Genomic DNA, 21,989 nt, shown 5'->3' with positions numbered 1-21,989 from the left:
TTTCCGCCCGTAAGGAGAAGAACGCATGAACCGTCCCGACACCCGTCCCATTCCTCCCGCCGCCCTGTCCATCCTCGCGGGCCTGTCCGCGCACTGGGGCTGGCTGCTCGCGCGCGGCATCGCCGCCATCGTGTTCGGCGTGCTCGCCTTCATGTGGCCCGGCTTCACCGTCATCACGCTCGCCATCGTCTGGGGCGCCTATGCGATCGTCGACGGCGCGTTCGCGCTGCTCTACGGCGCGCGCGGCGGCGGCACGCGGCGCTGGACCTACGTCGTGGTCGGGCTGATCGGCGTGATCGCGGGTCTCGTGGCGCTCTTCTGGCCCGGCGAGACGGCCATCGTGCTGGTGATGATCATCGGCTTCTGGGCGCTCGCGGTCGGCGTCTTCGAAATCATCTACGCGTTCCAGTACCGCCGCGCGATCGCGCATCCGTGGGCGGTCGGCCTCTCGGGCCTGCTCTCCGCCGCCGTGGGCTTCTTCATCGTCATGTTTCCGGGCGCGGGCGCGCTCTCGCTGATCTGGGTGATCGCCGCCTACGCCGTGCTCTACGGCATCCTGATGATCGTCGCCGCCTTCGGGCTGCGGCGCTGGCGCAACACGCATCCGAACGGCGGCTGAGCTTGCGTTGGGGTTGCGCTGATACAGCGTCGTAAGGGCGGCGGCATCGCACGCCGCCCGCCCGCGCGCCGCTCCAGCGACAACCCGTCCGCCGCATTGACGCCGGCATTTTCCGCTATACTCTGCCTTCACTTGCTTCACCCACGCGCCGATTTGCTGACTCGATTGCGGGCGCGTGAACTCCCACGGCATGGGCCCGGAGTTCGATATAAATGCGGCTAAAGAGGTCGTCAGCTGCGCCAACTCCTTCGCACTCCGCGCTCGCCGACACCGTTTAGCCGCCCGAAAAACACAGGCGGAACGAATGGAATCGATCGGCATCGTCGCTCCTCAAACACTGCATTTCGACGAGCCTCTGCAACTGCAGAACGGCACGGCGCTGGCCGGGTACGACCTCGTGGTCGAAACCTACGGCACGCTCAATGCCGCCCGCAGCAACGCGGTGCTCGTCTGTCACGCGCTCAATGCGTCGCACCACGTCGCGGGCGTCTACGCGGACAACCCCAAAGACGTCGGCTGGTGGGACAACATGGTCGGGCCGGGCAAGCCGCTCGACACCAACCGCTTCTTCGTGATCGGCGTGAACAATCTGGGCTCGTGCTTCGGCTCGACCGGCCCGATGAGCATCGATCCCGCCACCGGCAAGCCCTGGGGCGCGAAATTTCCCGTCGTGACGGTCGAAGACTGGGTCGACGCGCAGGCGCGCGTGGCCGATCGCTTCGGCATCGAGAAGTTCGCGGCGGTGATGGGCGGCAGCCTCGGCGGCATGCAGGCGCTGGCCTGGAGCCTGCGCTATCCGGACCGCCTCGGCCACTGTCTGGTGATCGCCTCCACGCCCAAGCTCTCCGCGCAGAACATCGCGTTCAACGAAGTGGCGCGCTCGTCGATCCTCTCGGACCCGGACTTCCACGGCGGCGACTACTACGCGCACGACGTGAAGCCGAAGCGCGGCCTGCGCGTCGCGCGCATGATCGGGCACATCACCTATCTCTCCGACGACGACATGGCCGAAAAATTCGGCCGCGCGCTGCGCCGCGCCGAGGGCGCGCAGAACGAGTACAACTTCAACTTCGACGTGGAGTTCGAAGTGGAGTCGTATCTGCGCTACCAGGGCGACAAGTTCGCCGACTACTTCGACGCCAACACCTATCTGCTGATCACGCGCGCGCTCGATTACTTCGATCCCGCCCGCACCTTCGACGGCGACCTGACCCGCGCGCTCGCGCACACGAAAGCGAAATATTTCGTGGCGAGCTTCTCGACGGACTGGCGTTTCGCGCCCGCGCGCTCGCGCGAACTCGTGAAGGCGCTGCTCGATCACAATCGTCAGGTGACCTACGCGGAAATCGACGCGCCGCACGGCCACGACGCCTTCCTGCTCGACGACGCGCGCTATCACAACGTGGTGCGCGCCTATTACGAACGCATTGCTGCTGAGGTGGGCGCATGAACCAGAGCGCTTTCGACAGTCTTTCCGCCCGTCCCGACTTCCGCACCATCGCGCGCTGGATCGAACCGCGCTCGAAGGTGCTCGACCTCGGCTGCGGCGACGGCGCGCTGCTTTCGCTGCTCTCCGAAGAGCTCGAATGCACGGGCTACGGCATCGAGATCAACGACGCGGGCGTGCTCGCCTCGACGAAGAACGGCATCAACGTGATCCAGCAGAATCTGGAAGACGGCTTGCGCCTGTTCGAAGACGCGAGTTTCGATTTCGCGATTCTTTCGCAGACGCTGCAGACCATTCACCAGACCGCCGCGATCCTGCGCGAGACGGCGCGCGTGGGCAAGGAATGCATCGTCTCGTTCCCGAATTTCGGTTACTGGCCGCACCGGCTTTCGGTCCTGCGCGGTCGCATGCCGGTCTCGAAGTCGCTGCCCTACCAATGGCACAACACGCCGAACGTGCGCGTGCTCACGGTGAAGGATTTCGAGGCGCTCGCGCCCGAAGTCGGCATCGAAATTCTCGATCGCGCCGTGCTGCATGGGGGCCAGACCGTGCGTTGGGGTGTGAACTGGCGTGGTAGTCTTGCGGTCTATCGCGTGAAGAAACGCTGACGCCGGGACCGGCGCCGCGCGTTTCTCGCCGAATTCATCTCGATACACACGCGCCGCCGCCCGACGACATGCCGAATCCGCCCCAAGAGGCCACCAAGCAGGACGCACACGAGGCGCGCCACGCGCCCGACGCGCACGACACGCACGACGTTGGCGCTCACGACGCGCACGACCTGTCGGCTCACGAAGACCATCCGGGCTGGCGCGCGTACCTGAACACGCACATGCTGATCTGCGTGTTTCTGGGCTTCACCTCGGGGCTGCCGCTCTTCACGCTCGTCTATCTGGTGCAGGCGTGGCTGCGCTCCGAGGGCGTCAATCTCAAGGAAATCGGCCTCTTCGCGCTGATCCAGTTTCCCTATACCTGGAAATTCGTCTGGGCGCCGCTGATGGACCGCTACGTGCCGCGTCTGCCGGGCTGGAAGCCCGGACGCCGCCGCGGCTGGATGCTGGTCACGCAGATACTCGTGGCGGGCGCGATCGCCGCGCTCGGTTTCGTCTCCCCGAAAGAGTCGATCTGGACCGTCGCCGCGCTCACCGCGCTGGTGGCGTTCTTCGGCGCGAGCCAGGACATTTCGGTCGACGCCTACCGGCGCGAACTGCTCAAGGACACCGAACAGGGTCTGGGCAACGCGGTCCACGTGAACGCGTACAAGATCGCGGCGCTCGTGCCCGGCTCGCTCGCGCTGATCCTCTCCGATCACCTGCCGTGGAGCACGGTGTTCGTCGTCACGGCGGCGTTCATGATTCCCGGCATGATCCTCTCGCTGGTCGTGACGGAGCCGGAGATTCACGGCGCGCCGCCGAAGAATCTGCGCGAAGCCATCGTGCAGCCGTTCGCCGAATTCGTGAACCGCGACGGCCTCGCCGCCGCGCTGTTCGTGCTCGCGTTCATCTTCCTTTACAAGCTCGGCGACACGATGGCGACCACGCTCTCGACGTCGTTCTTTCTCGACATCGGCTATTCGCGCACCGAGATCGGCGTGATCGCCAAGATGACCGCGTTCGGCGCGAGTCTCGCGGGCGGCATTCTCGGCGGCATCGCGCTGGTAAAGATCGGCATCGGGCGCGGCTTGTGGATCTTCGGTTTCCTGCAGATGATTTCGACGCTCGGCTTCGCGTGGCTCGCGCAGCTCGGACCGGGCTCGCCGTCGCTCGCGGCGATCTACGACGTCGTGCTCGCAGTGAGCCACGGCGTCACGCAGATCGCGAGCGTGTTCGGCGCGCACACGCAGCTCACGCTCGATCCGCGCGCGGTGGCGCTCGCGCTCGTCTACGGCTTCGAGACCTTCGCGACCGGCCTCACGCTCGCCGCGTTCACCGCCTATATCGCCAGCACCACCGATCCGCGCTACACCGCCACGCAGTTCGCGCTGTTCACGAGCCTCGCCTCGATTCCGCGCACGCTCGCGTCCGCCGCGAGCGGTTATGTCGTCGCTAAAATTGGCTGGTTCGATTACTTCGTCGTCTGCACGCTGCTCGCCGTACCGGGTATGCTCCTGCTCATTCGTATCGCCCCGTGGAGAAACCGGTCGTGACCCCGCCTCAGCCAGCAGTTTTCGCTTTCCGTTCGACGCGACGCCGTCCGGAGGGAAGCGATGCGGGCGGCGCGGCGGGTCGGCAACGTCCGCGCAAAGGCACGCCCGCTCGTCCGCCGCTTCGCACCGCGTTGCGCGCGCTCGCGCTGACCCTCGCCGCCACGCTGCAGGCGGGTGTCGGCCAGATCGCGCACGCCACGGAAAATCCGGCCGCCAACCCGGCCGGCGCCACGTCCACGCCCGCCACCGAGTCGAGCGCCCCGACGGGCGCCGCGTCCAGCGGCGCATCGGGCAGCGCCGCGCCGAACGCCATCTCCGGCAGTGCGCAAACCGGCGTGCAAGGCAGCGGCCCGAGCACCGGCCGCGTGGTGCGCTTCGGCAATATCGCCGTGTTCCGCAGCCTGATTCCGTCGCCGATGCTCGAAGCCCAGGCCACCGCGGAATACAACGAGATCGTGCGCGGCGCCGCGCATTCGAACCGCCTCTATCCCGATAGCGATCCGCACGTGCAGCGCGTGCGCCAGCTCGTCGACAAGCTCGCGCCCTACGCGCTCAAGTGGAGCGACCGCGTGAAATCGTGGAAGTGGGAAGTGGCCGTGGTGCGCTCGCCCGATATCCGCATGTATTGCCTGCCGGGCGGCAAGATCGTCGTCTACGGCGGCCTGCTCGACCGCGTGAAGCTCAACGACAACGAACTCGGCATGCTGCTCGGCCACGAGATCGCGCATGCGGTGCGCGAGCACGTGCGCGAGCGTCTCGGCGAACAGCAGGCCGCGCAGATCGAATCGGGCGCGGTGCCGCAACTGTTCGGTCTCGCCGATCTCGGCATGTTCCCGCTCGGCATCGGCTCGCGGCTCGTGGAGATGCACTATGGCCGCGCCGACGAAACCGAAGCCGACGTGATCGGCAGCGATATCGCCGCGCGCGCGGGCTTCGATCCGCGCGCCGCGCTCACGCTCTGGGACAAGCTCGCGATGGCCACGCGCGCCGATCGCGATCAGGGCTTCATCTACGTGCATCCGTACACGCCCGCGCGGCGCGCCGACATCGCCAAGCGTCTCGCCGACATGATGCCGCTCTACGCGAAAGCGATCGGCAAGCCGCTCGCGCAGTTGCCCGACTACGAGGGCATGCCGGCCGTGCAAAAGCGCAAGGTGGTGGCGTCGCCCTGAAGCACGGCGCGCGGCGCCGAATCGCGAACGAAGCACGAAAAAAATGGGCGCCCGAGCGCCCATTTTTCTGCCTGCGAATTGCGTGGAATTGCGTGGATCGACCTTACTTCTTCATCTTCCAGTCGTAGTCGATCGTCAGCGGCGCGTGGTCGCTGAACTTGATGTCCTTGAACACCGATACGTCTTTCGCCGTCGCCGCAATGCCCGGCGTGGCGATCTGGTAATCGATACGCCAACCCACGTTCTTCGCGTAAGCCTGGCCGCGGTTGCTCCACCACGTGTACTGCTCGGGGCGCTGATCGATCGTGCGGAACACGTCCACGTAACCGACGTCGTCGAACAGTTGCGTGAGCCACGCGCGCTCTTCGGGCAGGCAGCCGGAATTCTTCTGATTGCCCTTCCAGTTCTTGATGTCGATTTCCTTGTGGACGATGTTCACGTCGCCGCACAGCACCACTTCGCGCTCGCGCTTGAGTTCGGCCAGATGCGGCATGAACGCGTCCATGAAGCGATACTTCGCGGCCTGACGCTCTTCGCCGCTCGAACCCGACGGCACGTACACCGAAATGACCGACAGATTGCCGAAACGCACTTCGACGTAGCGGCCTTCGGCATCGAATTCCTCGCTGCCGAAGCCGATGATCACGTCGTCCGGCTCGTGACGCGTGTAGACGCCCGCGCCGCTATAACCCTTCTTCACCGCGTGCTGGAAGTAGCCCTTGAAGTCGTGCGGCGCGAGGAATTCGGGCGTCATGTCGTCCTGCGAGCACTTGATTTCCTGCACGCAGAGCACGTCGGCTTTCTGGTCGCCGAACCATTCGAAGAAGCCCTTCTTCGCCGCCGAACGGATGCCGTTGAGGTTCGCGGTGATCACACGCAGCATGTTGTGTTTCCTTGTGGTTTGCGTTTCAGGGAGCTCGCGGCGACGCGGCGCGCGCGAGCGGCGTGAAGCGAGGCGCTCATCGAGTCTTCACTCGAAGCGTCACTCGATCTTCATGCCGTTGAGTTCGGGTTTGGCGGGCGGAAATTCGAGCTTGAGTCCGTCCATCAGACGCAGCAGCAGCTCGGCCACCATGACGTTGCGATGCGTTTTCGAGTCGGCGGGAATCACGTACCACGGCGCGTAGTCGGTCGACGTGGCCGCGAGCGCGTCCTGATAGGCAAGCTGATACGCGTCCCACTGCTTGCGCGCTTCGAGGTCGGACACATCGAACTTCCAGTGTTTCGTGGGATCGTCGATCCGCGCCTGGATGCGGCGCTTCTGCTCGTCCTTCGAGATGTGCAGCATGCACTTGATGATGGTCGTGCCGGTCTCGGCAAGCATGCGCTCGAAGTCGCGGATCTGCGCATAGCGGCGCTCGCACTCGGCCGCGTCGATCTGGCCCAGCACGCGCGGCACCAGCACGTCTTCGTAATGGCTGCGGTTGAAGACGGCCAGCTCGCCCGCCCCCGGCACCTGCATATGCACGCGCCAGAGAAAGTCGCGCGACGCCTCGATGGGCGTGGGCGCGCGAAACGCCACGATGCGCAGGCCGAGCGGATCGACTTCGTGGAACACGCCGCGAATCGTGCCGTCCTTGCCGCTCGTGTCCATGCCCTGCAGAACCAGCAGCACGCGGTCGTGACGCTGCGCGTGCAGGCGTTCCTGCTGCACATCGATCTTCTGGCCGACTTCCGTGAGATGGTCGCGGTCGCCGTCCTTGCTGCCGGTGGAAAACGGCTTGGCGGACGGATCGACGTCAGCCAACGCAAACTTGCCGGCTTTCTTGTCGCCGAATAGCGGCACGCGGTAATCGTCGAGACTCGGGGACGGGGACTTCGTCATGCTCTGCTCTCCTCCTGGTTCGGGGTAACCGCTGCTGCATGCCAGCGCCGCGCAAAGCGCAGCGTCGAAAACGAGGACGGGCGCAGGGCGATGTCGACTTCGCCCATGCGCCCGCGTTTCAGCCGCCCGTCTGCAAGCCGGTCAGCCGAGCTTCTTCTTGAGCAGCTCGTTGACCTGTTGCGGATTGGCCTTGCCCTTCGTGGCCTTCATCGCCTGGCCGATCAGTGCGTTGAACGCCTTTTCCTTGCCCGCGCGGAATTCCTCGACCGACTTCTGGTTCGCGGCGAGCACCTCGTCGATGATCGCTTCGAGCGCGCCGGTATCCGAAATCTGCTTGAGACCCTTCGCTTCGATGATGCGGTCGGCCGCGCCTTCGTCGGCGGCCTTCTCGTCCCACATCGCCTGGAACACTTCCTTGGCGATCTTGTTCGAGATCGTGCCGTCGGCGATACGCGCGAGCAGCAGCGCGAGTTGCGCCGCCGACACCGGCGACGCGCCGATCTCCAGGTCTTCGCGGTTCAGCTGCGACGACACTTCGCCCATCAGCCAGTTCGCGGCGGCCTTCGCCTGCGCGGCGCCGGCCTTCGCGACCACTGCCTCGAAGTACGCGGCCATCGCCTTGCTCGACGTCAGCACGTTCGCGTCGTACGCGGTCAGACCGTACTGCTCGACGAAGCGCGCCTGCATCGACTCGGGCAGCTCCGGCATTTCGCCCTTCACGCGCTCGACCCACGCCGCGTCGATCACGAGCGGCATCAGGTCGGGATCCGGGAAATAGCGGTAATCGTGCGCGTCTTCCTTGCTGCGCATCGAGCGCGTTTCGCGCTTGTCCGGATCGTAGAGACGCGTTTCCTGCACCACCGTGCCGCCGTCTTCGATCAGCTCGATCTGACGTCGCACTTCGTACTGGATGGCTTCTTCGAGGAAGCGGAACGAGTTCAGGTTCTTGATTTCCGCACGCGTGCCGAACTCTTTCTGACCGACCGGACGCACCGACACGTTCGCGTCGCAACGGAACGAGCCTTCCTGCATGTTGCCGTCGCAGATGCCGAGCCACACGACGAGCGTGTGCAGCGCCTTCGCGTAGGCCACGGCTTCCGCCGCGCTGCGCATTTCAGGTTCCGTGACGATTTCGAGCAGCGGCGTGCCCGCGCGGTTCAGGTCGATGCCCGTCATGCCCGCGAAGTCTTCGTGCAGCGACTTGCCCGCGTCTTCTTCCAGATGCGCGCGCGTCAGGTTGACGGTTTTTTCGTACGCTTCCTTGCCGGCCTTTTCATTGGCGGGCACCTGGATCGTGATCTGGCCGCCCTGCACGACCGGAATCTCGTACTGGCTGATCTGATAGCCCTTCGGCAGATCCGGGTAGAAGTAGTTCTTGCGCGCGAAGATGCTGCGCGGCGCGATCGTCGAGCCGATCGCGAGACCGAACTGGATCGCGCGCTCGACGGCGCCGCGGTTCATCACCGGCAGCACGCCCGGCAGCGCGAGATCGACGGGGCAGGCCTGCGTGTTGGGCGCCGCGCCGAATTGCGTCGATGCGCCCGAGAAGATCTTGGAGACCGTCGACAGCTGCGCGTGCGTCTCAAGACCGATAACGACTTCCCATTGCGTGCTCATGCTTTACACCCCTGCCGGCGCCTTGCGATGCCAGTCGGTCGCGCGCTGGAAAGCGTCGGCGACCTGCAGCATGCGGGCCTCGTTGAAATAGTTGCCGACGATCTGCAGACCGACCGGACGTTGCGCGTTCGCGCCCGCGCCGAAGCCGCACGGCACGCTCATGCCGGGCAGGCCCGCGAGGCTGGTCGACAGCGTGTAGATGTCCGCGAGGTACATCTGCAGGGGATCGTCGCCCTTCGCGCCGATGTCCCACGCCACGCTCGGCGCGACCGGGCCCATGATGACGTCGCACTGCTTGAACGCTTGCTGGAAATCCTGCGCGATGATGCGTCGGATTTTCTGCGCCTGCAGGTAGTACGCGTCGTAGTAGCCGTGAGAAAGCACGTAGGTGCCGACCAGAATGCGTCGCTTCACTTCGGGGCCGAAACCTTCCGCGCGCGACTTCTTGTACATGTCGAGCAGATCGGTGTACTGGTCGGCGCGATGACCGAAGCGCACGCCGTCGAAACGCGAGAGGTTCGACGAGGCTTCCGCCGGCGCGATCACGTAATAGACGGGAATCGACAACTCGGTCTTGGGCAGCGTGACTTCGACGAGCGTCGCGCCGAGCGACTCGTAAGTCTTGAGCGCGGCGTCGATGGCGGCGCGCACGTCGTCGGCGAGGCCCGCGCCGAAGTATTCCTTCGGCAGACCGATGCGCAGACCCGCGAGCGGCTTGTCGGCGCTCGCGTTCGCGCCCCACTGTTCACCCAGATGGCGCGTGTAGTCTTCGTCGTCGCGCGTGAGGCTCGTGGAATCGCGCTCGTCGAAACCGGCCATCGCGTTGAGCAGGAGCGCGCAGTCGGCGGCGCTCTGCGCCATCGGGCCGCCCTGGTCGAGCGACGAGGCGAACGCGATCATGCCGTAGCGCGACACGCGGCCGTACGTGGGCTTGATGCCGGTGATGCCCGAGAACGACGCGGGCTGACGGATCGAGCCGCCCGTGTCGGTGCCCGTTGCGGCGGGCGCGAGGCGCGCGGCCACGGCGGCGGCCGAACCGCCCGACGAGCCGCCCGGCACCGCATTCTTGTCCCACGGGTTTTTCACCGCGCCGAAGTGCGAGTTCTCGTTGGACGAGCCCATCGCGAATTCGTCCATATTGGTCTTGCCGAGCGTCACCATGCCCGCGCGCCCGAGACGCTCGACCACGGTCGCATCGAACGGGCTCACATAGTTTGCAAGCATCTTCGAGCCGGCCGTCGAGCGCCAGCCGCGCGTGACGAACACGTCCTTGTGCGCGAGCGGAATGCCCGCGAGCGGGCCGGCGTGGCCCGAATGCAGCAGCGCGTCGGCGGCCTTGGCCTGCGCGAGCGTCGCTTCGGGATTGACGTCGACGAACGCGTTCAGGTCTTGATGCGCCTCAATCCGACCCAGAAAATGCTGGGCCAGTTCGACTGCGGAGCATTCCTTCGCAGCCAGCGCGGCGCGCAGTTCGGTCAAGCTTTTGTCATGCATTGCGTGATTCCTGGAAGAACGTGACGGCGCTTCGAATTGCGCACGCCGCCGCGAGGGGCGCTGCGCGCCGGTGCGCGAGGCGCCGGCCGTTCGGTCTTGCCGCCGTTCGCGAAATTAAAGTCCGCGAAGTTAAGGTCCGATAACTCGGATTTCTTCGAAAATAACGGTAAATGCGAGCGTGTTTACTCAATCACGCGCGGGACGAGGTACAGTCCGTCCTGTACCGCGGGCGCGGGGCGCTGGAAGGCCTCGCGATCCACGGTTTCGGTCACGGCGTCCTCGCGCAGGCGCAGCGCGACGTCCTCGATCTGCTCGATCGGGTGCGCGAGCGGCGCGATGCCCGTGGTGTCCACGGCCTGCATCTGCTCGACGAGCCCGAAGAAGTTATTCAGGCGCTCGAGCGTATTGCCGGCCTCGGCTTCGGCCAGTTCAAGGCGCGCGAGATGCGCGATGCGCTTCACATCGGTCAGGGTCAGGGCCATGCGGTCACCGGAAAATGAGGCTGAAGCAGTGCAGAAAATCAGTGCTGCAACAGCGGTTTATCGCGCCGGATCCGGGGAGCGAAGAAAGCTTCGACGCGGTCAAAAACTGACCTCCGGATCCTGCAAAACAGGCAAAATTATAAGGTATCATTACGCGTTCGACTCAAACCCGGACCGCCTTGCACCCGCCTTTCAAGCCTGATCGCAGCAATTTGCGTTCAGCAGGCGCGCAACGGGGTTGCCTCCGGTCACCATTCCCGCAGTTTCAGGCTCCTCGCGGCGGCACTTTCCGCCCGTCCTGAGGCTGTTATTTTTTCCGCTGCCGCCCGTGACCCGCTCGTTCCACAGGTCGGCCACCAGCGAGACAGGATTTTTGAATGTTCGGTTTTCTGCGTAGCTACTTCTCCAACGATCTCGCGATCGACCTCGGCACCGCCAACACCCTGATCTACATGCGCGGCAAGGGCATCGTCCTCGACGAACCCTCGGTCGTGTCCATCCGCCAGGAAGGCGGCCCGAACGGCAAAAAGACCATTCAGGCAGTCGGCAAGGAAGCCAAGCAGATGCTCGGCAAGGTGCCGGGCAACATCGAGGCCATCCGCCCGATGAAGGACGGCGTGATCGCCGACTTCACCGTCACCGAGCAGATGATCAAGCAGTTCATCAAGACTGCACACGAATCGCGCATGTTCTCGCCGTCGCCGCGCATCATCATCTGCGTGCCCTGCGGTTCGACCCAGGTCGAGCGCCGCGCGATCAAGGAAGCCGCGCACGGTGCGGGCGCCTCGCAGGTCTACCTGATCGAAGAACCGATGGCCGCGGCAATCGGCGCCGGCCTGCCGGTTTCGGAAGCCACGGGCTCGATGGTCGTCGACATCGGCGGCGGCACGACCGAAGTGGGCGTGATCTCGCTCGGCGGCATCGTCTATAAGGGTTCGGTGCGCGTGGGCGGCGACAAGTTCGACGAAGCCATCGTCAACTACATCCGCCGCAACTACGGCATGCTGATCGGCGAGCAGACCGCCGAAGCCATCAAGAAGGAAATCGGTTCGGCCTTCCCGGGTTCCGAAGTCAAGGAAATGGAAGTCAAGGGCCGCAACCTGTCGGAAGGCATTCCGCGCAGCTTCACGATTTCGAGCAACGAAATTCTCGAAGCGCTCACCGACCCGCTGAACCAGATCGTCTCGTCGGTGAAGATCGCGCTGGAACAAACGCCGCCGGAACTGGGCGCCGACATCGCCGAACGCGGCATGATGCTCACGGGCGGCGGCGCACTGCTGCGCGACCTCGACCGCCTGCTGGCCGAAGAAACCGGTCTGCCGGTGCTGGTGGCGGAAGATCCGCTCACCTGCGTCGTGCGCGGTTCGGGCATGGCGCTCGAGCGCATGGACAAGCTCGGCAGCATCTTCTCGTACGAGTAAGCAGCCCTTCGCTGCGGGCGCAACGGTGCATTTGCAATCCGGCGCCCCAGCTCTGGAACCTGGCGCTGAATGTGGTGTCACATCTGGCGCGACATCTGGTGCGACTTATCGCGCCGCAGTGGGTGAGATTGTCGAACGGTTGACGGTTCGGCGGCGGCAGACGCCGCCCCGCCTCGTCGCCCGCGCCGCTCAGGCCGAATGTGCCGCTCGTGACGTTCGTGCCGCCCATGTCGAGGCGGCGCTCGCGGCGCGCTTCGCGGCCCGGCCCTCGCGCCTCCAGTTTCACCGTTAGTTTCACCGAACCGCACACGCCCCCGGCGCCGACCATGGAATACAGTCCGCCGCCTCTGTTCAAACAAGGCCCATCGGCACTCGCACGACTGCTGTTCTTCGTCGTGCTGTCGATCGCGCTGCTCGTCTCCGACGCCCGCTTCAAGACGCTCGAAGTCGTGCGCGGCGTGCTCGGCGCCGGTCTCTATCCGCTGCAGCGCGCCGCGCTCGTGCCGCGCGACCTCTTCATGGGCGCCGCCGACCTCGCTGTCACGAGCGCCTCGCTGCGCCAGGACAACGCGCAACTGCACACCCGCAATCTCCAGCTCGCCCAGCAGGCCAACGAGGCAGCCTCGCTCGCGGTGGAAAACACGCATCTGCGCGCGCTGCTGCAGCTGTCGCAGCGCATCGGCGCGCAGACCACGCCCGCCGAAATCCAGTACGACACGCGTGATCCGTTCACGCAGAAGGTCGTGATCGGCGGCGGCTCGCAGCAAGGTGTGCAGAACGGCTCGCCCGTCGTGACCGAAGACGGCGTGATCGGCCAGATCACCCGCGTGTTCCCGATGCAGTCCGAAGTCACGCTCGTGACCGACAAGGACCAGGCCGTGCCGGTGGAAATCGTCCGCACGGGTCTGCGCAGTGTGATCTACGGCACGGCGCGCGGCGATCTGCTCGATCTGCGTTTCGTGCCGATCAGCGCCGACGTGCAAGCCGGCGACGAACTCGTCACCAGCGGTCTCGACGGCGTGTATCCGCAAGGTCTGCCAGTCGCGAAGGTGCTGCGCGTCGACAAGCAGGCCGACACGGCTTTCGCGCGCGTGGTGTGCGTGCCGCTCGCGGCCGTGCGCGGCGCGCGTCAGGTGCTGGTGCTGCATTTCACGGCGCAGTTGCCGCCGAATCCGGTGGAGGCCGCCGACGCCGCCGCCGCCGAAGCAGCGAAAGAAGCCAAGGACGCGAAGAAGAAGGCCGCCAAGGGCGGCGACAAGAAGGGCGACAAGAAAGCCGACGCCAAGCCCGCAGCTAATGCGGCAACCAACGCGGCAACCAACGCGGCGCCTGGCGCGGCAGCCCCGGCGGCCAAACCCGCCGCCGCGAGCAGCGCCGCGCCCGCGAAGTCTCCGGCGCCCGCGCCGGCCAAGCCTGCCGCACAAGGGGGCAGCCACTGATGCCGCGTCCGCAATACATTCTTCAACCGGTCAACCCGTACTTCATCGCGTTCAGTCTCGCGGCGGCGTTCCTGCTGAACCTGCTGCCGTGGGGCAAGCTGCCCGGCGTGCCCGACTTCGTCGCGCTCGTGCTGCTGTTCTGGAACATCCACCAGCCGCGCAAGGTCGGCATGGGCATCGCGTTCTGCCTCGGCCTCTTGATGGACGTGCACAACGCGAATCTGCTCGGCGAGCACGCGCTCGCCTACACGCTGCTTTCGTTCGGCGCGATCACGATCCACCGCCGCGTGCTGTGGATGTCGATCGGGCTGCAAATGTTCGCCGTCACGCCGCTGCTCGTGGGCGCGCAGGTCGTGCCCTTCGTGATCCGCCTGTTGATGGGCGCGTCGTTTCCCGGCTGGGGCTATCTGATCAGCGGTTTCGTGGAAGCCGTGCTGTGGCCGGTCACGAGCGTGCTGCTGCTGCTGCCGCAGCGCCGCCCCGTCGATCCCGACGACACGCGGCCCATCTGAGCGGCCGCGCGCCGCTCGCCGTTGCTGGACGCCCGATGACTCACTCTTCCTACCGGCCCGCCGCAGCGCTCGCGCGAGGCGCGGGCCTCGTCGCCTGATCGCATGACCGAATTCAAGGACACCCAGCAGCAGCTCACGAAGTTCCGCCTGCGCGTCGCGGCGGCGGGCCTGTTCGTGTTCGTCTGCTTCGGGCTGATCGCGTTCCGTTTCCTCTATCTGCAGGTCTGGAACCACAGCAAATACTCGCTGCAAGCGGACGAAAACCGCATTTCGGTCGCGCCGATCGTGCCGAATCGCGGCATCATCACCGACCGCAACGGCGTCGTGCTCGCGAAGAACTACTCGGCGTACACGCTTGAAATCACGCCGTCGAAGCTCACCGACACGCTCGACAACACGATCGATCAACTCTCGACCGTGATTCCGATCGACGCGCGCGACCGCCGCCGCTTCAAGAAGCTGCTCGAAGATTCGAAGAACTTCGAGAGCCTGCCGATCCGCACGCGCCTCACCGACGACGAAGTCGCCCGCTTCACCGCGCAGCGCTTCCGCTTCCCCGGCGTGGAAGTGCGCGCGCGTCTGTTCCGCCAGTACCCGCTCGGTCCGACGGCCGCGCACGTGATCGGCTATATCGGCCGCATCTCGCAGCGCGATCAGGAACGGATCGACGACATGAGCGACAAGAATGACAGCGATACCGAGCATTACGATCCGCGTCTCGATGCCAACAACTACAACGGCACCGACTACATCGGCAAGATCGGCGTCGAGCAGAGCTACGAAACCGAGCTGCACGGCCTGACCGGTTTCGAGGAAGTCGAAGTGACGGCGGGCGGCCGTCCGGTGCGCACGCTCTCGCGCACGCAGGCCACGCCGGGCAACAACCTCGTGCTGTCGATCGACATCGGTTTGCAGCAGGTGGCCGAGCAGGCTTTCGCGGGCAAGCGCGGCGCGCTCGTGGCCATCGAGCCGTCGACGGGCGACATTCTCGCCTTCGTTTCCGCGCCGAGCTTCGACCCGAATTCGTTCGTCGACGGCATCGACCAGCAAACCTGGGACGAACTCAACAACTCGCCCGATCACCCGCTGCTCAACCGTCCGCTGCACGGCACCTATCCGCCGGGCTCGACCTACAAGCCGTTCATGGCGCTCGCCGCTCTCACGCTGCACAAGCGCACGCCGCAGTGGGGCTTCTCGGACCCCGGCTACTACATGTTCGGCGGCCACCGCTTCAACAACGACGTGCGCTCCGGCCAGGGCTGGGTCGACATGAACAAGGCGATCATGGTGTCGAACGACACCTACTTCTTCATGCTCGCGCACGATCTGGGCGTGGACGCCATCGCCAACTTCATGAAGCCGCTCGGCTTCGGCCAGCTCACCGGCATCGACATCGCGGGCGAGGCGCGCGGCATCCTGCCCTCGACCGAGTGGAAGAAGAAGGCCTACCGCAAGCCCGAGCAACAGAAGTGGTACGAAGGCGAGACGATCAGCCTCGGGATCGGTCAGGGCTACAACTCGTTCACGATCCTGCAGCTCGCGCACGCCACGGCCACGCTCGCCGACAACGGCGTGCTCATGAAGCCTCACCTCGTGAAGGCCATCGAGAATCCGATCACGAAGGCCGAGCATCTGACCGTGCCGGCCGAAAGCGGACGACTCGACGTGAAGCAGTCCGACATCGACGTCGTGAAACGCGGCATGGAAAACGTGACGATGAATCCGTCGGGCACCGCGTATCAGCTGTTCCGCAACGCGCCGTACACGTCGGCGGGCAAGACCGGCACGGCGCAGGTGTACTCGCTGCAAGGCGCGAAGTATCAGGCGCACGCGGTCGCCGAGCATCTGCGCGACCACGCGCTGTTCACCGCCTTCGCGCCCGCCGACAAGCCCACGATCGCGCTCGCGCTGATCGTCGAAAACGGCGGCTGGGGCGCACAGGCGGCCGGTCCGATCGCGCGCCGCGTGCTCGATTACTGGCTCGTCGACCGTCTGAAGCCGGGCGCGGAACAGGCGGCCGTGGCCGCTGCCGCGTCGGCGACGCAGGATGCGTCCGCGCCCGTGATCGGCGGCGCGCCGCTGGAAGCGTCGGGTGCTGCGGGTGCTGCGGGTGCGTCGGGTGCCGCAGGTGCATCGGCTACGGGCGGCGCTTCGGCGCCCGCGCCCGCCAGCGCGCCCGTATCGAGCGTCAAGGTTGCGGCGGGCTTCACGCCGCTGCCGCTTCCCGGCGCGGCTTCGGCGGCCGAGGCGGCGTCCGCTGCGGCGGCGGCCTCCGCGGCGGCGAACGCCGAAGCGGCGTCGAACGCCTCAGCCGCGAGCGGCGCGCACGCGCCTGCCGCACCGAAAGCCAAACCCGCGAACAACAGCGCCGGCATGAACGCCGACATCGCCGACGCCGTGAACGGCGGCACCGCGATCGGCGACGACGGCGTCCCGGCGCGTCCCGCCGCCGCCTCGCTGCCGCGCCATTTCGGCCCCGGCCCGCATCGTCCGCGCCGCCCCGCGAGCGCGTCCGGCAACGCCACGCTCGCGCCGCCGCCCAAGGCCGCGACGGGCAACGCCGACGAGTAAGGACACACCATGCCTCTCCTCCAGTTCGACAAGATCGACAAGCGCGCCGTGCTCGACACGTTGCGCAAGATGTTCCTGGGCTTCGATCGCCCGCTCGCGCTCACGGTGTTCCTGCTGCTGTGCGTGGGCATCGTCACGCTTTACAGCGCGAGCCTCGACGTGCCGGGCCGCGTCGAAGACCAGCTGCGCAACATCATGCTGACCTTCGTGCTGATGTGGGTGCTCGCCAACGTGCCGCCCAATACGCTGATGCGCTTCGCGGTGCCAATCTACACCTTCGGCATCGCGTTACTGATAGCGGTCGCGCTCTTCGGGCTCACCCGCAAGGGCGCGAAGCGCTGGATCAACGTGGGCGTGGTCATCCAGCCGTCGGAAATTCTCAAGATCGCCACCCCGCTGATGCTCGCGTGGTATTACCAGCGCCGCGAAGGCGTCACGCGCTGGTACGACTTCGTGGTGGGTTTCGCCATCCTGCTCGTGCCGGTCGCCCTGATCGCCAAGCAGCCCGACCTCGGCACCGCCGTGCTGGTGTTCGCCTCGGGCGTGTTCGTGATTTATTTCGCGGGGCTCTCGTTCAAGCTGATCGTGCCGGTGCTGATCGCGGGCGTGATCGCCGTGGCCTCGATCGCGGCGTTCCAGGACAAGATCTGCCAGCCGCAGGTCAACTGGCCGCTCATGCACGACTACCAGAAGCACCGTATCTGCACGCTGCTGGACCCGACGTCCGACCCGCTCGGCAAGGGCTTCCACACAATTCAGGCGGTGATCGCGATCGGCTCCGGCGGGCCGCTCGGCAAGGGCTGGCTCAAGGGCACGCAGTCGCATCTGGAGTTCATCCCCGAAAAGCACACCGACTTCATCTTCGCGGTGTTCTCGGAAGAATTCGGCATGGCGGGCGGCATCGTGCTGCTCACGCTCTACATGTGTCTGATCGCGCGCGGGCTCTATATCGCGGCCAACGGCGCGACCTTGTTCGGGCGATTACTGGCCGGTTCGCTGACGATGGCGTTCTTCACCTACGCGTTCGTCAACATCGGCATGGTGAGCGGGATCCTGCCCGTGGTCGGCGTGCCGTTGCCGTTCATGAGCTACGGCGGCACCGCGCTGACGACGCTCGGCATCGCCATCGGGCTGATCATGAGTGTGGGGCGCCAGAAGCGGCTGATGCAAAGCTGACGGGCATTGCATTAGTACACAGCAGGCCGCACAAAACAAAACGCGCCGGTTTTCACCGGCGCGTTTTTCATTTCGGCACGCGATCTAGCGTGGATTCACCGCGAACTCACTGCGGCTGCGCGGGCGCGGATTTCATCAATTGCGCGCTCAACTGCTGAAACTTGAGGCGCGCCACCGGATCGCCCTGGGCCGCCGCCGCCGCGTAGTACGCGCGCGCGACGTTGAGGTTCTTCGGCACACCGTCGCCGCCGCGTTCGTAGAACGAGCCGGTCACGTATTGCGCGGTCATGTCGCCGCCCTCGGCCGCCTTCTTGTACCAGTAGAACGCCTGCTTGTTGTCGCGCGCGGTGCCGCGTCCGTCGAGGAACTGGTTCGCGAGCGCAAGTTCCGCCTGCACGTGCCCCTGCTTCGCGGCCTTCATAAACCACTGATGCGCTTGCGCCGGATCGCGCCCGACGAAGTCGCCGTCGTCGTACATTTTTCCGTACACGTATTGCGCGTGGGACATGTTCGCGTCGGCGGCCTTGCGCAGCCACTTGCGGCCTTCGGCGACGTCGGCGCCGCCACCCTCGCCGTTCACGAGCATCATCGCGTAATTGAATTCGGCGAGCCGGTTGCCGCGCGCTGCCGCTGCCTCGAACTCCTTGCGCGCGGCCGGGAGATTGCCCGCGTTGTAGTCGGCGACGGCGTTGGCCGTCTGCGGATCGTCCTCGGCGTTCGACGCGGCGGCGCTCGAAGCGGCGACCGTCGTTGCAGGTTTGGTTGCTGGCTTCGCGCCGTTATCGGCTGCGTAAGCCGCGTTGGCGGTGAATGCGACTATGGCGACTACGGCAACCACCGCCGCCACCATCGACGCCATCGTCACGCGCCCAACCTGCGCGCTCCACTCTTGCGGATGCCTCATGACCGCGCCTCCTGCAGCGCCTGGCGCGTGGCGCGCACGAGCCAGATCACGTCGGCGGCCAGCGCGATGAACGAGAAGCCCATCTCGCGATATTGCTTCGCCTGGGCCGCATCCATCGCGAAGATGCCTGCGGCCACGCCCGCGGCGCGCGCGGCGGCAACGATGCGCGTCATCGCCGCCTGAACATCCGGGTGCTTCGAATCGCCAAGATGTCCGAGACTCGCGGCGAGATCCGCAGGCCCGACGAACAGGCAATCGACGCCCGGCACCGCCGCGATCTGCTCGACTTCCGCGAGCGCTGCCGCCGACTCGATCTGCACGAGCGTCGCGATCTGCGCATTCGCGCCGTGCAGATAGTCGCGCCGCATGCCGTAGGCCGCCGCGCGCACCACGCCCGCGACGCCTCGCTGGCCGTCAGGCGACTGCGCATCGGGATAGCGCGTGGTGCTTACCGCGCGCGCCGCTTCGGCCGCCGAGGCGATATTCGGGAACATGACCGTGCGCGCGCCCGCGTCGAGCACGTGCTTGACGAGCCACGGCTCGTTGGCCGCCACGCGCACCACTGGCTCGGTCGGCAGATGCGCCGCCGCGATCGCGCGCAGTTGCGCGATGGTGTCGCCGCTGTCGTTGGGCGTGTGCTCCATGTCGATCAGCAGCCAGTCGAAACCGGCGTGCGCGAGCGCTTCGGCGGCCGTTTCGCTGCCCATCGACAGCCATAGCCCGAACAGCGGCTCGGCGTCCTTGAGGCGTTCCTTGAGGGGATTGGTGAAGGTGCTCATCGCCGTGCTCCCGGCGAGCGTGCGCGATGCGCGTCACGCGCGGGCCGCGTGGCCCGGCGGTGCGGCAGCCGGCAAGTCTCGCTCCGTTGTGTTGTCGGGCCGCGCGAGCTGCGCAGGCCTTGCCGGAGCGATCATACCGCGACAAAAGTTTGCAGGGACGGACGGAAAACCCGTCTTGCGCGGCGCGCGACGGCGCCGGCGGAGATCAGCGGGAGATCAGTCGCGAACGACTTCGGCCCAGCAGTTGGGCGTTTCGTACAGGCGCACCTTGTGCAGCTGCAGGTTCACGCCGTAATGCGCGTCGTACACATTGGCGAGGATCTCGAACGCGATGGCCGCGAGATTTTCCACGGTGGGAATGCGGTCGATCACGACCGTCTTGTGGCCCGGCAGCGTTTCGAGGAAACCGCGCACCTGCGTGTCGCCTTCGAAGACGAGGAACGCGTGGTCCCACAGATCGACGAGATGCTGGTTCGCGAGCGACTTCACGTCGGCGAAATCCATCACCATGCCGCGATCGGGCGCGCCTTCCGTCTCGACGGTATCGCCCTGCAGGGTGATTTCGAGCACGTAGCGATGGCCGTGCAGGTTACGGCACTGGCTGCGGTGGTCGGGGATGCGGTGGCCCGCGTCGAATTCGAGTTTTCGGGTGATCGTCAGCACGGCGCTTCCGGGGCAAATTCAGGGAATGTTCAGGTACTTGTGCGTCTGCATCGAGAGGCGCCATTGCGGATGACGCTTGCACCAGTCGATGGCGAGCTTCGTGTTCAGGTCGCGCGACGGACCATCCATCGGCTGAACGAGAAAATACTCGAAATCGAGCTTCGCGTAGTCGGCCAGACGCTGGTTGTCCTGCGGCACCACGACCTTGAGCTCGTTGCCTTTGGTGACCACGAGCGGCGCGTCGGCCTTCGGGCTCACGCAGATCCAGTCGATGGTGTCGAGCACCGGCAGCGAGCCGTTGGTTTCGATGGCGATCTCGAAGCCCGCCGCGTGCAGTGCATCGACGAAAGGCGGGTCGATCTGCAGCATGGGCTCGCCGCCCGTGCAGACCACGAAGCGGTGGTTCTCGCCCTCGGGCCACAGCGACGCGATCTTCGCGACCAGCTCTTCGGGCGTGCGGAACTTGCCGCCGTTCTCACCGTCGGTGCCGACGAAGTCGGTGTCGCAAAAACGGCATTGTGCCGACTCGCGATCTTCCTCGCGGCCCGACCACAGATTGCAGCCGGCGAACCGGCAGAACACGGCCGGACGCCCGGCGTTCGCGCCTTCGCCCTGCAACGTGTAGAAAATTTCCTTTACCGCGTAAGTCATGCTGCTGCCTGATATCGACTCGGGGCTCGTGGGGAGCCGTCATGATGGCGGGCGCTTGTTGAGCCTTTCGGCTCGCTCGTCGCGTCGCGAAGTGCGCCGCCCGTGCGCCGCTTCGCTCTTGCCGCGTTCCAACGCCGCGCAGTCCTGAGAAGACTGCCTGCGCGGCTGCGCGCCCGTCGTCGGATCAGACCGGCGCTTCCGTTACTTTCTCGCCCGCGAGGTACGCTTCGTAGCCGCGCTTGCGCAGCTTGCACGCCGGGCATTCGCCGCAGCCGAAGCCCCACGCGTGCAGCTCGGCGCGCTCGCCGACGTAACACGTATGCGTTTCCACGCGCACCAGCTCGACGAGCGCTTCGCCGCCGAGCGTTTCGGCCAGACGCCACGTGTCGGCCTTGTCGAGCCACATCAGCGGCGTTTCCAGCACGAAGCGGCTGTCCATGCCGAGATTGAGCGCGACTTGCAGCGCCTTCATGGTGTCGTCGCGGCAGTCGGGATAGCCCGAAAAATCGGTCTCGCACATGCCGCCGACCAGCACCTTGAGCCCGCGCCGATACGCGATGGCCGCGGCGATCTGCATGAACATCAGGTTGCGGCCCGGCACGAAGGTGTTCGGCAGGCCGTTCGCGGCCGTTTCGATCTCGATTTCGCGCGTCATGGCGGTGTCGCTGATCGAACCGAGCACGGAGAGGTCGATCATGTGATCGTCGCCGAGACGCTCGCCCCACTTTGGGAACCGGCTCGCGACAGCGGCGCGAAAGCCCTCACGGCATTCCAGTTCGACGCGATGACGCTGGCCGTAATCGAAGCCGAGCGTCTCGACGGTATCGTAGCGGTCGAGCGCCCAGGCGAGGCACGTTGCCGAGTCCTGGCCGCCGGAAAACAGCACGAGCGCGCCGTTTCTGGTTTCTGTTCGAGTCACCGTGAAACTCCGTGTATGAGGTTCCGCGCGGTCGCAAGCTGTCGAAACCCGCCGGGCGGACCGGCTCGATCCGGCGCCGGCCCAAGCAGTATAGGGCGCGCCCTCCCGGGGGATATCGGCGCCACTTTATACCGCTGATTAGCCCTGATCGC

Annotated in this window: 20 protein-coding genes; 10 read left to right on the top strand and 10 right to left on the bottom strand. The window is 65.9% G+C overall.

Annotated features, from left to right (window positions below):
• The first annotated feature begins 25 nt into the window (after positions 1–25).
• From BMY06_RS10290 to BMY06_RS40115, 5 genes are all read left to right on the top strand, one after another.
• Positions 26–619 carry an HdeD family acid-resistance protein gene (locus BMY06_RS10290; protein ID WP_074982929.1) on the top strand — a complete coding sequence of 198 codons (594 nt, stop codon included), beginning with the start codon at positions 26–28 and terminating at the stop codon, positions 617–619.
• A 304-nt stretch (positions 620–923) separates the two neighbouring features.
• The gene (gene metX, locus BMY06_RS10285; RefSeq protein WP_065061857.1) at positions 924–2,069 is read left to right on the top strand and encodes a homoserine O-succinyltransferase MetX; all 1,146 of its coding nucleotides are present in this window, start codon (positions 924–926) and stop codon (positions 2,067–2,069) included.
• Positions 2,066–2,674, top strand: coding sequence for a methionine biosynthesis protein MetW (gene metW, locus BMY06_RS10280; RefSeq protein ID WP_065061855.1), 609 nt, complete (start codon positions 2,066–2,068; stop codon positions 2,672–2,674). The genes metX and metW overlap by 4 nt, the downstream gene beginning before the upstream one ends.
• A gap of 68 nt (positions 2,675–2,742) precedes the next feature.
• Positions 2,743–4,212, top strand: a complete 1,470-nt coding sequence (locus BMY06_RS10275; RefSeq protein WP_080180597.1) for an AmpG family muropeptide MFS transporter — start codon at positions 2,743–2,745, stop codon at positions 4,210–4,212.
• On the top strand, positions 4,209–5,384 hold the full coding sequence (locus BMY06_RS40115; protein ID WP_237181302.1) for a M48 family metallopeptidase: 1,176 nt from the start codon (positions 4,209–4,211) through the stop codon (positions 5,382–5,384). Before BMY06_RS10275 ends, BMY06_RS40115 begins: the two co-directional genes overlap by 4 nt.
• Positions 5,385–5,487: 103 nt before the next feature.
• On the opposite strand, the gene BMY06_RS10265 is transcribed toward BMY06_RS40115, so the two are convergent.
• From BMY06_RS10265 to gatC, 5 genes are all read right to left on the bottom strand, one after another.
• Positions 5,488–6,267 carry an exodeoxyribonuclease III gene (locus BMY06_RS10265; protein ID WP_065061851.1) on the bottom strand — a complete coding sequence of 260 codons (780 nt, stop codon included), beginning with the start codon at positions 6,265–6,267 and terminating at the stop codon, positions 5,488–5,490.
• A gap of 99 nt (positions 6,268–6,366) precedes the next feature.
• Positions 6,367–7,209, bottom strand: a complete 843-nt coding sequence (locus tag BMY06_RS10260; RefSeq protein ID WP_074982927.1) for a PPK2 family polyphosphate kinase — start codon at positions 7,207–7,209, stop codon at positions 6,367–6,369.
• A 141-nt stretch (positions 7,210–7,350) separates the two neighbouring features.
• The gene (gene gatB / locus BMY06_RS10255) at positions 7,351–8,826 is read right to left on the bottom strand and encodes an Asp-tRNA(Asn)/Glu-tRNA(Gln) amidotransferase subunit GatB (RefSeq protein ID WP_065061849.1); all 1,476 of its coding nucleotides are present in this window, start codon (positions 8,824–8,826) and stop codon (positions 7,351–7,353) included.
• 3 nt (positions 8,827–8,829) lie between these two features.
• On the bottom strand, positions 8,830–10,320 hold the full coding sequence (gatA, locus tag BMY06_RS10250; RefSeq protein WP_065061847.1) for an Asp-tRNA(Asn)/Glu-tRNA(Gln) amidotransferase subunit GatA: 1,491 nt from the start codon (positions 10,318–10,320) through the stop codon (positions 8,830–8,832).
• 182 nt (positions 10,321–10,502) lie between these two features.
• Positions 10,503–10,802: an Asp-tRNA(Asn)/Glu-tRNA(Gln) amidotransferase subunit GatC gene (gene gatC / locus BMY06_RS10245; protein WP_065061845.1), complete on the bottom strand. Its 300-nt coding sequence runs from the start codon at positions 10,800–10,802 to the stop codon at positions 10,503–10,505.
• A 377-nt stretch (positions 10,803–11,179) separates the two neighbouring features.
• Between gatC and BMY06_RS10240 the strand changes: the two genes are divergently transcribed.
• From BMY06_RS10240 to rodA, 5 genes are all read left to right on the top strand, one after another.
• Positions 11,180–12,223, top strand: a complete 1,044-nt coding sequence (locus tag BMY06_RS10240; RefSeq protein ID WP_004189550.1) for a rod shape-determining protein — start codon at positions 11,180–11,182, stop codon at positions 12,221–12,223.
• A 326-nt stretch (positions 12,224–12,549) separates the two neighbouring features.
• The gene (gene mreC, locus BMY06_RS10235; RefSeq protein WP_074982926.1) at positions 12,550–13,662 is read left to right on the top strand and encodes a rod shape-determining protein MreC; all 1,113 of its coding nucleotides are present in this window, start codon (positions 12,550–12,552) and stop codon (positions 13,660–13,662) included.
• Positions 13,662–14,174 (top strand): rod shape-determining protein MreD, encoded by a 513-nt coding sequence (mreD, locus tag BMY06_RS10230; RefSeq protein WP_065061841.1) that lies wholly within the window; start codon positions 13,662–13,664, stop codon positions 14,172–14,174. The genes mreC and mreD overlap by 1 nt, the downstream gene beginning before the upstream one ends.
• A gap of 102 nt (positions 14,175–14,276) precedes the next feature.
• The gene (mrdA, locus tag BMY06_RS10225) at positions 14,277–16,745 is read left to right on the top strand and encodes a penicillin-binding protein 2 (protein WP_074982924.1); all 2,469 of its coding nucleotides are present in this window, start codon (positions 14,277–14,279) and stop codon (positions 16,743–16,745) included.
• A 9-nt stretch (positions 16,746–16,754) separates the two neighbouring features.
• Positions 16,755–17,921 (top strand): rod shape-determining protein RodA, encoded by a 1,167-nt coding sequence (gene rodA / locus BMY06_RS10220; protein WP_065061839.1) that lies wholly within the window; start codon positions 16,755–16,757, stop codon positions 17,919–17,921.
• 106 nt (positions 17,922–18,027) lie between these two features.
• Here rodA and BMY06_RS10215 read toward each other — a convergent pair whose 3' ends face one another.
• The 5 genes from BMY06_RS10215 to queC form a co-directional block, all read right to left on the bottom strand.
• Positions 18,028–18,780, bottom strand: coding sequence for a tetratricopeptide repeat protein (locus BMY06_RS10215; RefSeq protein ID WP_074983019.1), 753 nt, complete (start codon positions 18,778–18,780; stop codon positions 18,028–18,030).
• A gap of 41 nt (positions 18,781–18,821) precedes the next feature.
• The gene (locus BMY06_RS10210; protein ID WP_065061837.1) at positions 18,822–19,604 is read right to left on the bottom strand and encodes an HpcH/HpaI aldolase family protein; all 783 of its coding nucleotides are present in this window, start codon (positions 19,602–19,604) and stop codon (positions 18,822–18,824) included.
• A 216-nt stretch (positions 19,605–19,820) separates the two neighbouring features.
• Complete coding sequence (gene queD, locus BMY06_RS10205; protein ID WP_110325590.1) at positions 19,821–20,264, bottom strand: 6-carboxytetrahydropterin synthase QueD; 444 nt, start codon at positions 20,262–20,264, stop codon at positions 19,821–19,823.
• Positions 20,265–20,285: 21 nt separating this feature from the next.
• Positions 20,286–20,918 carry a 7-carboxy-7-deazaguanine synthase gene (gene queE, locus BMY06_RS10200; protein WP_065061835.1) on the bottom strand — a complete coding sequence of 211 codons (633 nt, stop codon included), beginning with the start codon at positions 20,916–20,918 and terminating at the stop codon, positions 20,286–20,288.
• Positions 20,919–21,102: 184 nt separating this feature from the next.
• The gene (gene queC / locus BMY06_RS10195) at positions 21,103–21,837 is read right to left on the bottom strand and encodes a 7-cyano-7-deazaguanine synthase QueC (protein ID WP_074982923.1); all 735 of its coding nucleotides are present in this window, start codon (positions 21,835–21,837) and stop codon (positions 21,103–21,105) included.
• Positions 21,838–21,989 lie beyond the last annotated feature (152 nt).

This window comes from Paraburkholderia tropica (genome assembly GCF_900109265.1).
Taxonomy (GTDB): domain Bacteria; phylum Pseudomonadota; class Gammaproteobacteria; order Burkholderiales; family Burkholderiaceae; genus Paraburkholderia; species Paraburkholderia tropica.
The sequence above is the reverse complement of the archived record's forward strand: the minus strand, read 5'-3'. Positions and strand labels throughout refer to the sequence as shown.

Bases quoted from the DNA above. Each gene is read 5' to 3' on its own strand.
- gatB (WP_065061849.1), bottom strand. From the start codon at position 8,826: ATGAGCACGCAATGGGAAGTCGTTATCGGTCTTGAGACGCACGCGCAG.
- metX (WP_065061857.1), top strand. From the start codon at position 924: ATGGAATCGATCGGCATCGTCGCTCCTCAAACACTGCATTTCGACGAG.
- BMY06_RS10210 (WP_065061837.1), bottom strand. From the start codon at position 19,604: ATGAGCACCTTCACCAATCCCCTCAAGGAACGCCTCAAGGACGCCGAG.
- BMY06_RS10275 (WP_080180597.1), top strand. From the start codon at position 2,743: ATGCCGAATCCGCCCCAAGAGGCCACCAAGCAGGACGCACACGAGGCG.
- mreC (WP_074982926.1), top strand. From the start codon at position 12,550: ATGGAATACAGTCCGCCGCCTCTGTTCAAACAAGGCCCATCGGCACTC.
- BMY06_RS10240 (WP_004189550.1), top strand. From the start codon at position 11,180: ATGTTCGGTTTTCTGCGTAGCTACTTCTCCAACGATCTCGCGATCGAC.
- mreD (WP_065061841.1), top strand. From the start codon at position 13,662: ATGCCGCGTCCGCAATACATTCTTCAACCGGTCAACCCGTACTTCATC.
- BMY06_RS10260 (WP_074982927.1), bottom strand. From the start codon at position 7,209: ATGACGAAGTCCCCGTCCCCGAGTCTCGACGATTACCGCGTGCCGCTA.
- queE (WP_065061835.1), bottom strand. From the start codon at position 20,918: ATGACTTACGCGGTAAAGGAAATTTTCTACACGTTGCAGGGCGAAGGC.
- BMY06_RS10265 (WP_065061851.1), bottom strand. From the start codon at position 6,267: ATGCTGCGTGTGATCACCGCGAACCTCAACGGCATCCGTTCGGCGGCG.
- BMY06_RS10290 (WP_074982929.1), top strand. From the start codon at position 26: ATGAACCGTCCCGACACCCGTCCCATTCCTCCCGCCGCCCTGTCCATC.
- BMY06_RS10215 (WP_074983019.1), bottom strand. From the start codon at position 18,780: ATGGCGTCGATGGTGGCGGCGGTGGTTGCCGTAGTCGCCATAGTCGCA.
- rodA (WP_065061839.1), top strand. From the start codon at position 16,755: ATGCCTCTCCTCCAGTTCGACAAGATCGACAAGCGCGCCGTGCTCGAC.
- mrdA (WP_074982924.1), top strand. From the start codon at position 14,277: ATGACCGAATTCAAGGACACCCAGCAGCAGCTCACGAAGTTCCGCCTG.
- gatC (WP_065061845.1), bottom strand. From the start codon at position 10,802: ATGGCCCTGACCCTGACCGATGTGAAGCGCATCGCGCATCTCGCGCGC.
- gatA (WP_065061847.1), bottom strand. From the start codon at position 10,320: ATGCATGACAAAAGCTTGACCGAACTGCGCGCCGCGCTGGCTGCGAAG.
- metW (WP_065061855.1), top strand. From the start codon at position 2,066: ATGAACCAGAGCGCTTTCGACAGTCTTTCCGCCCGTCCCGACTTCCGC.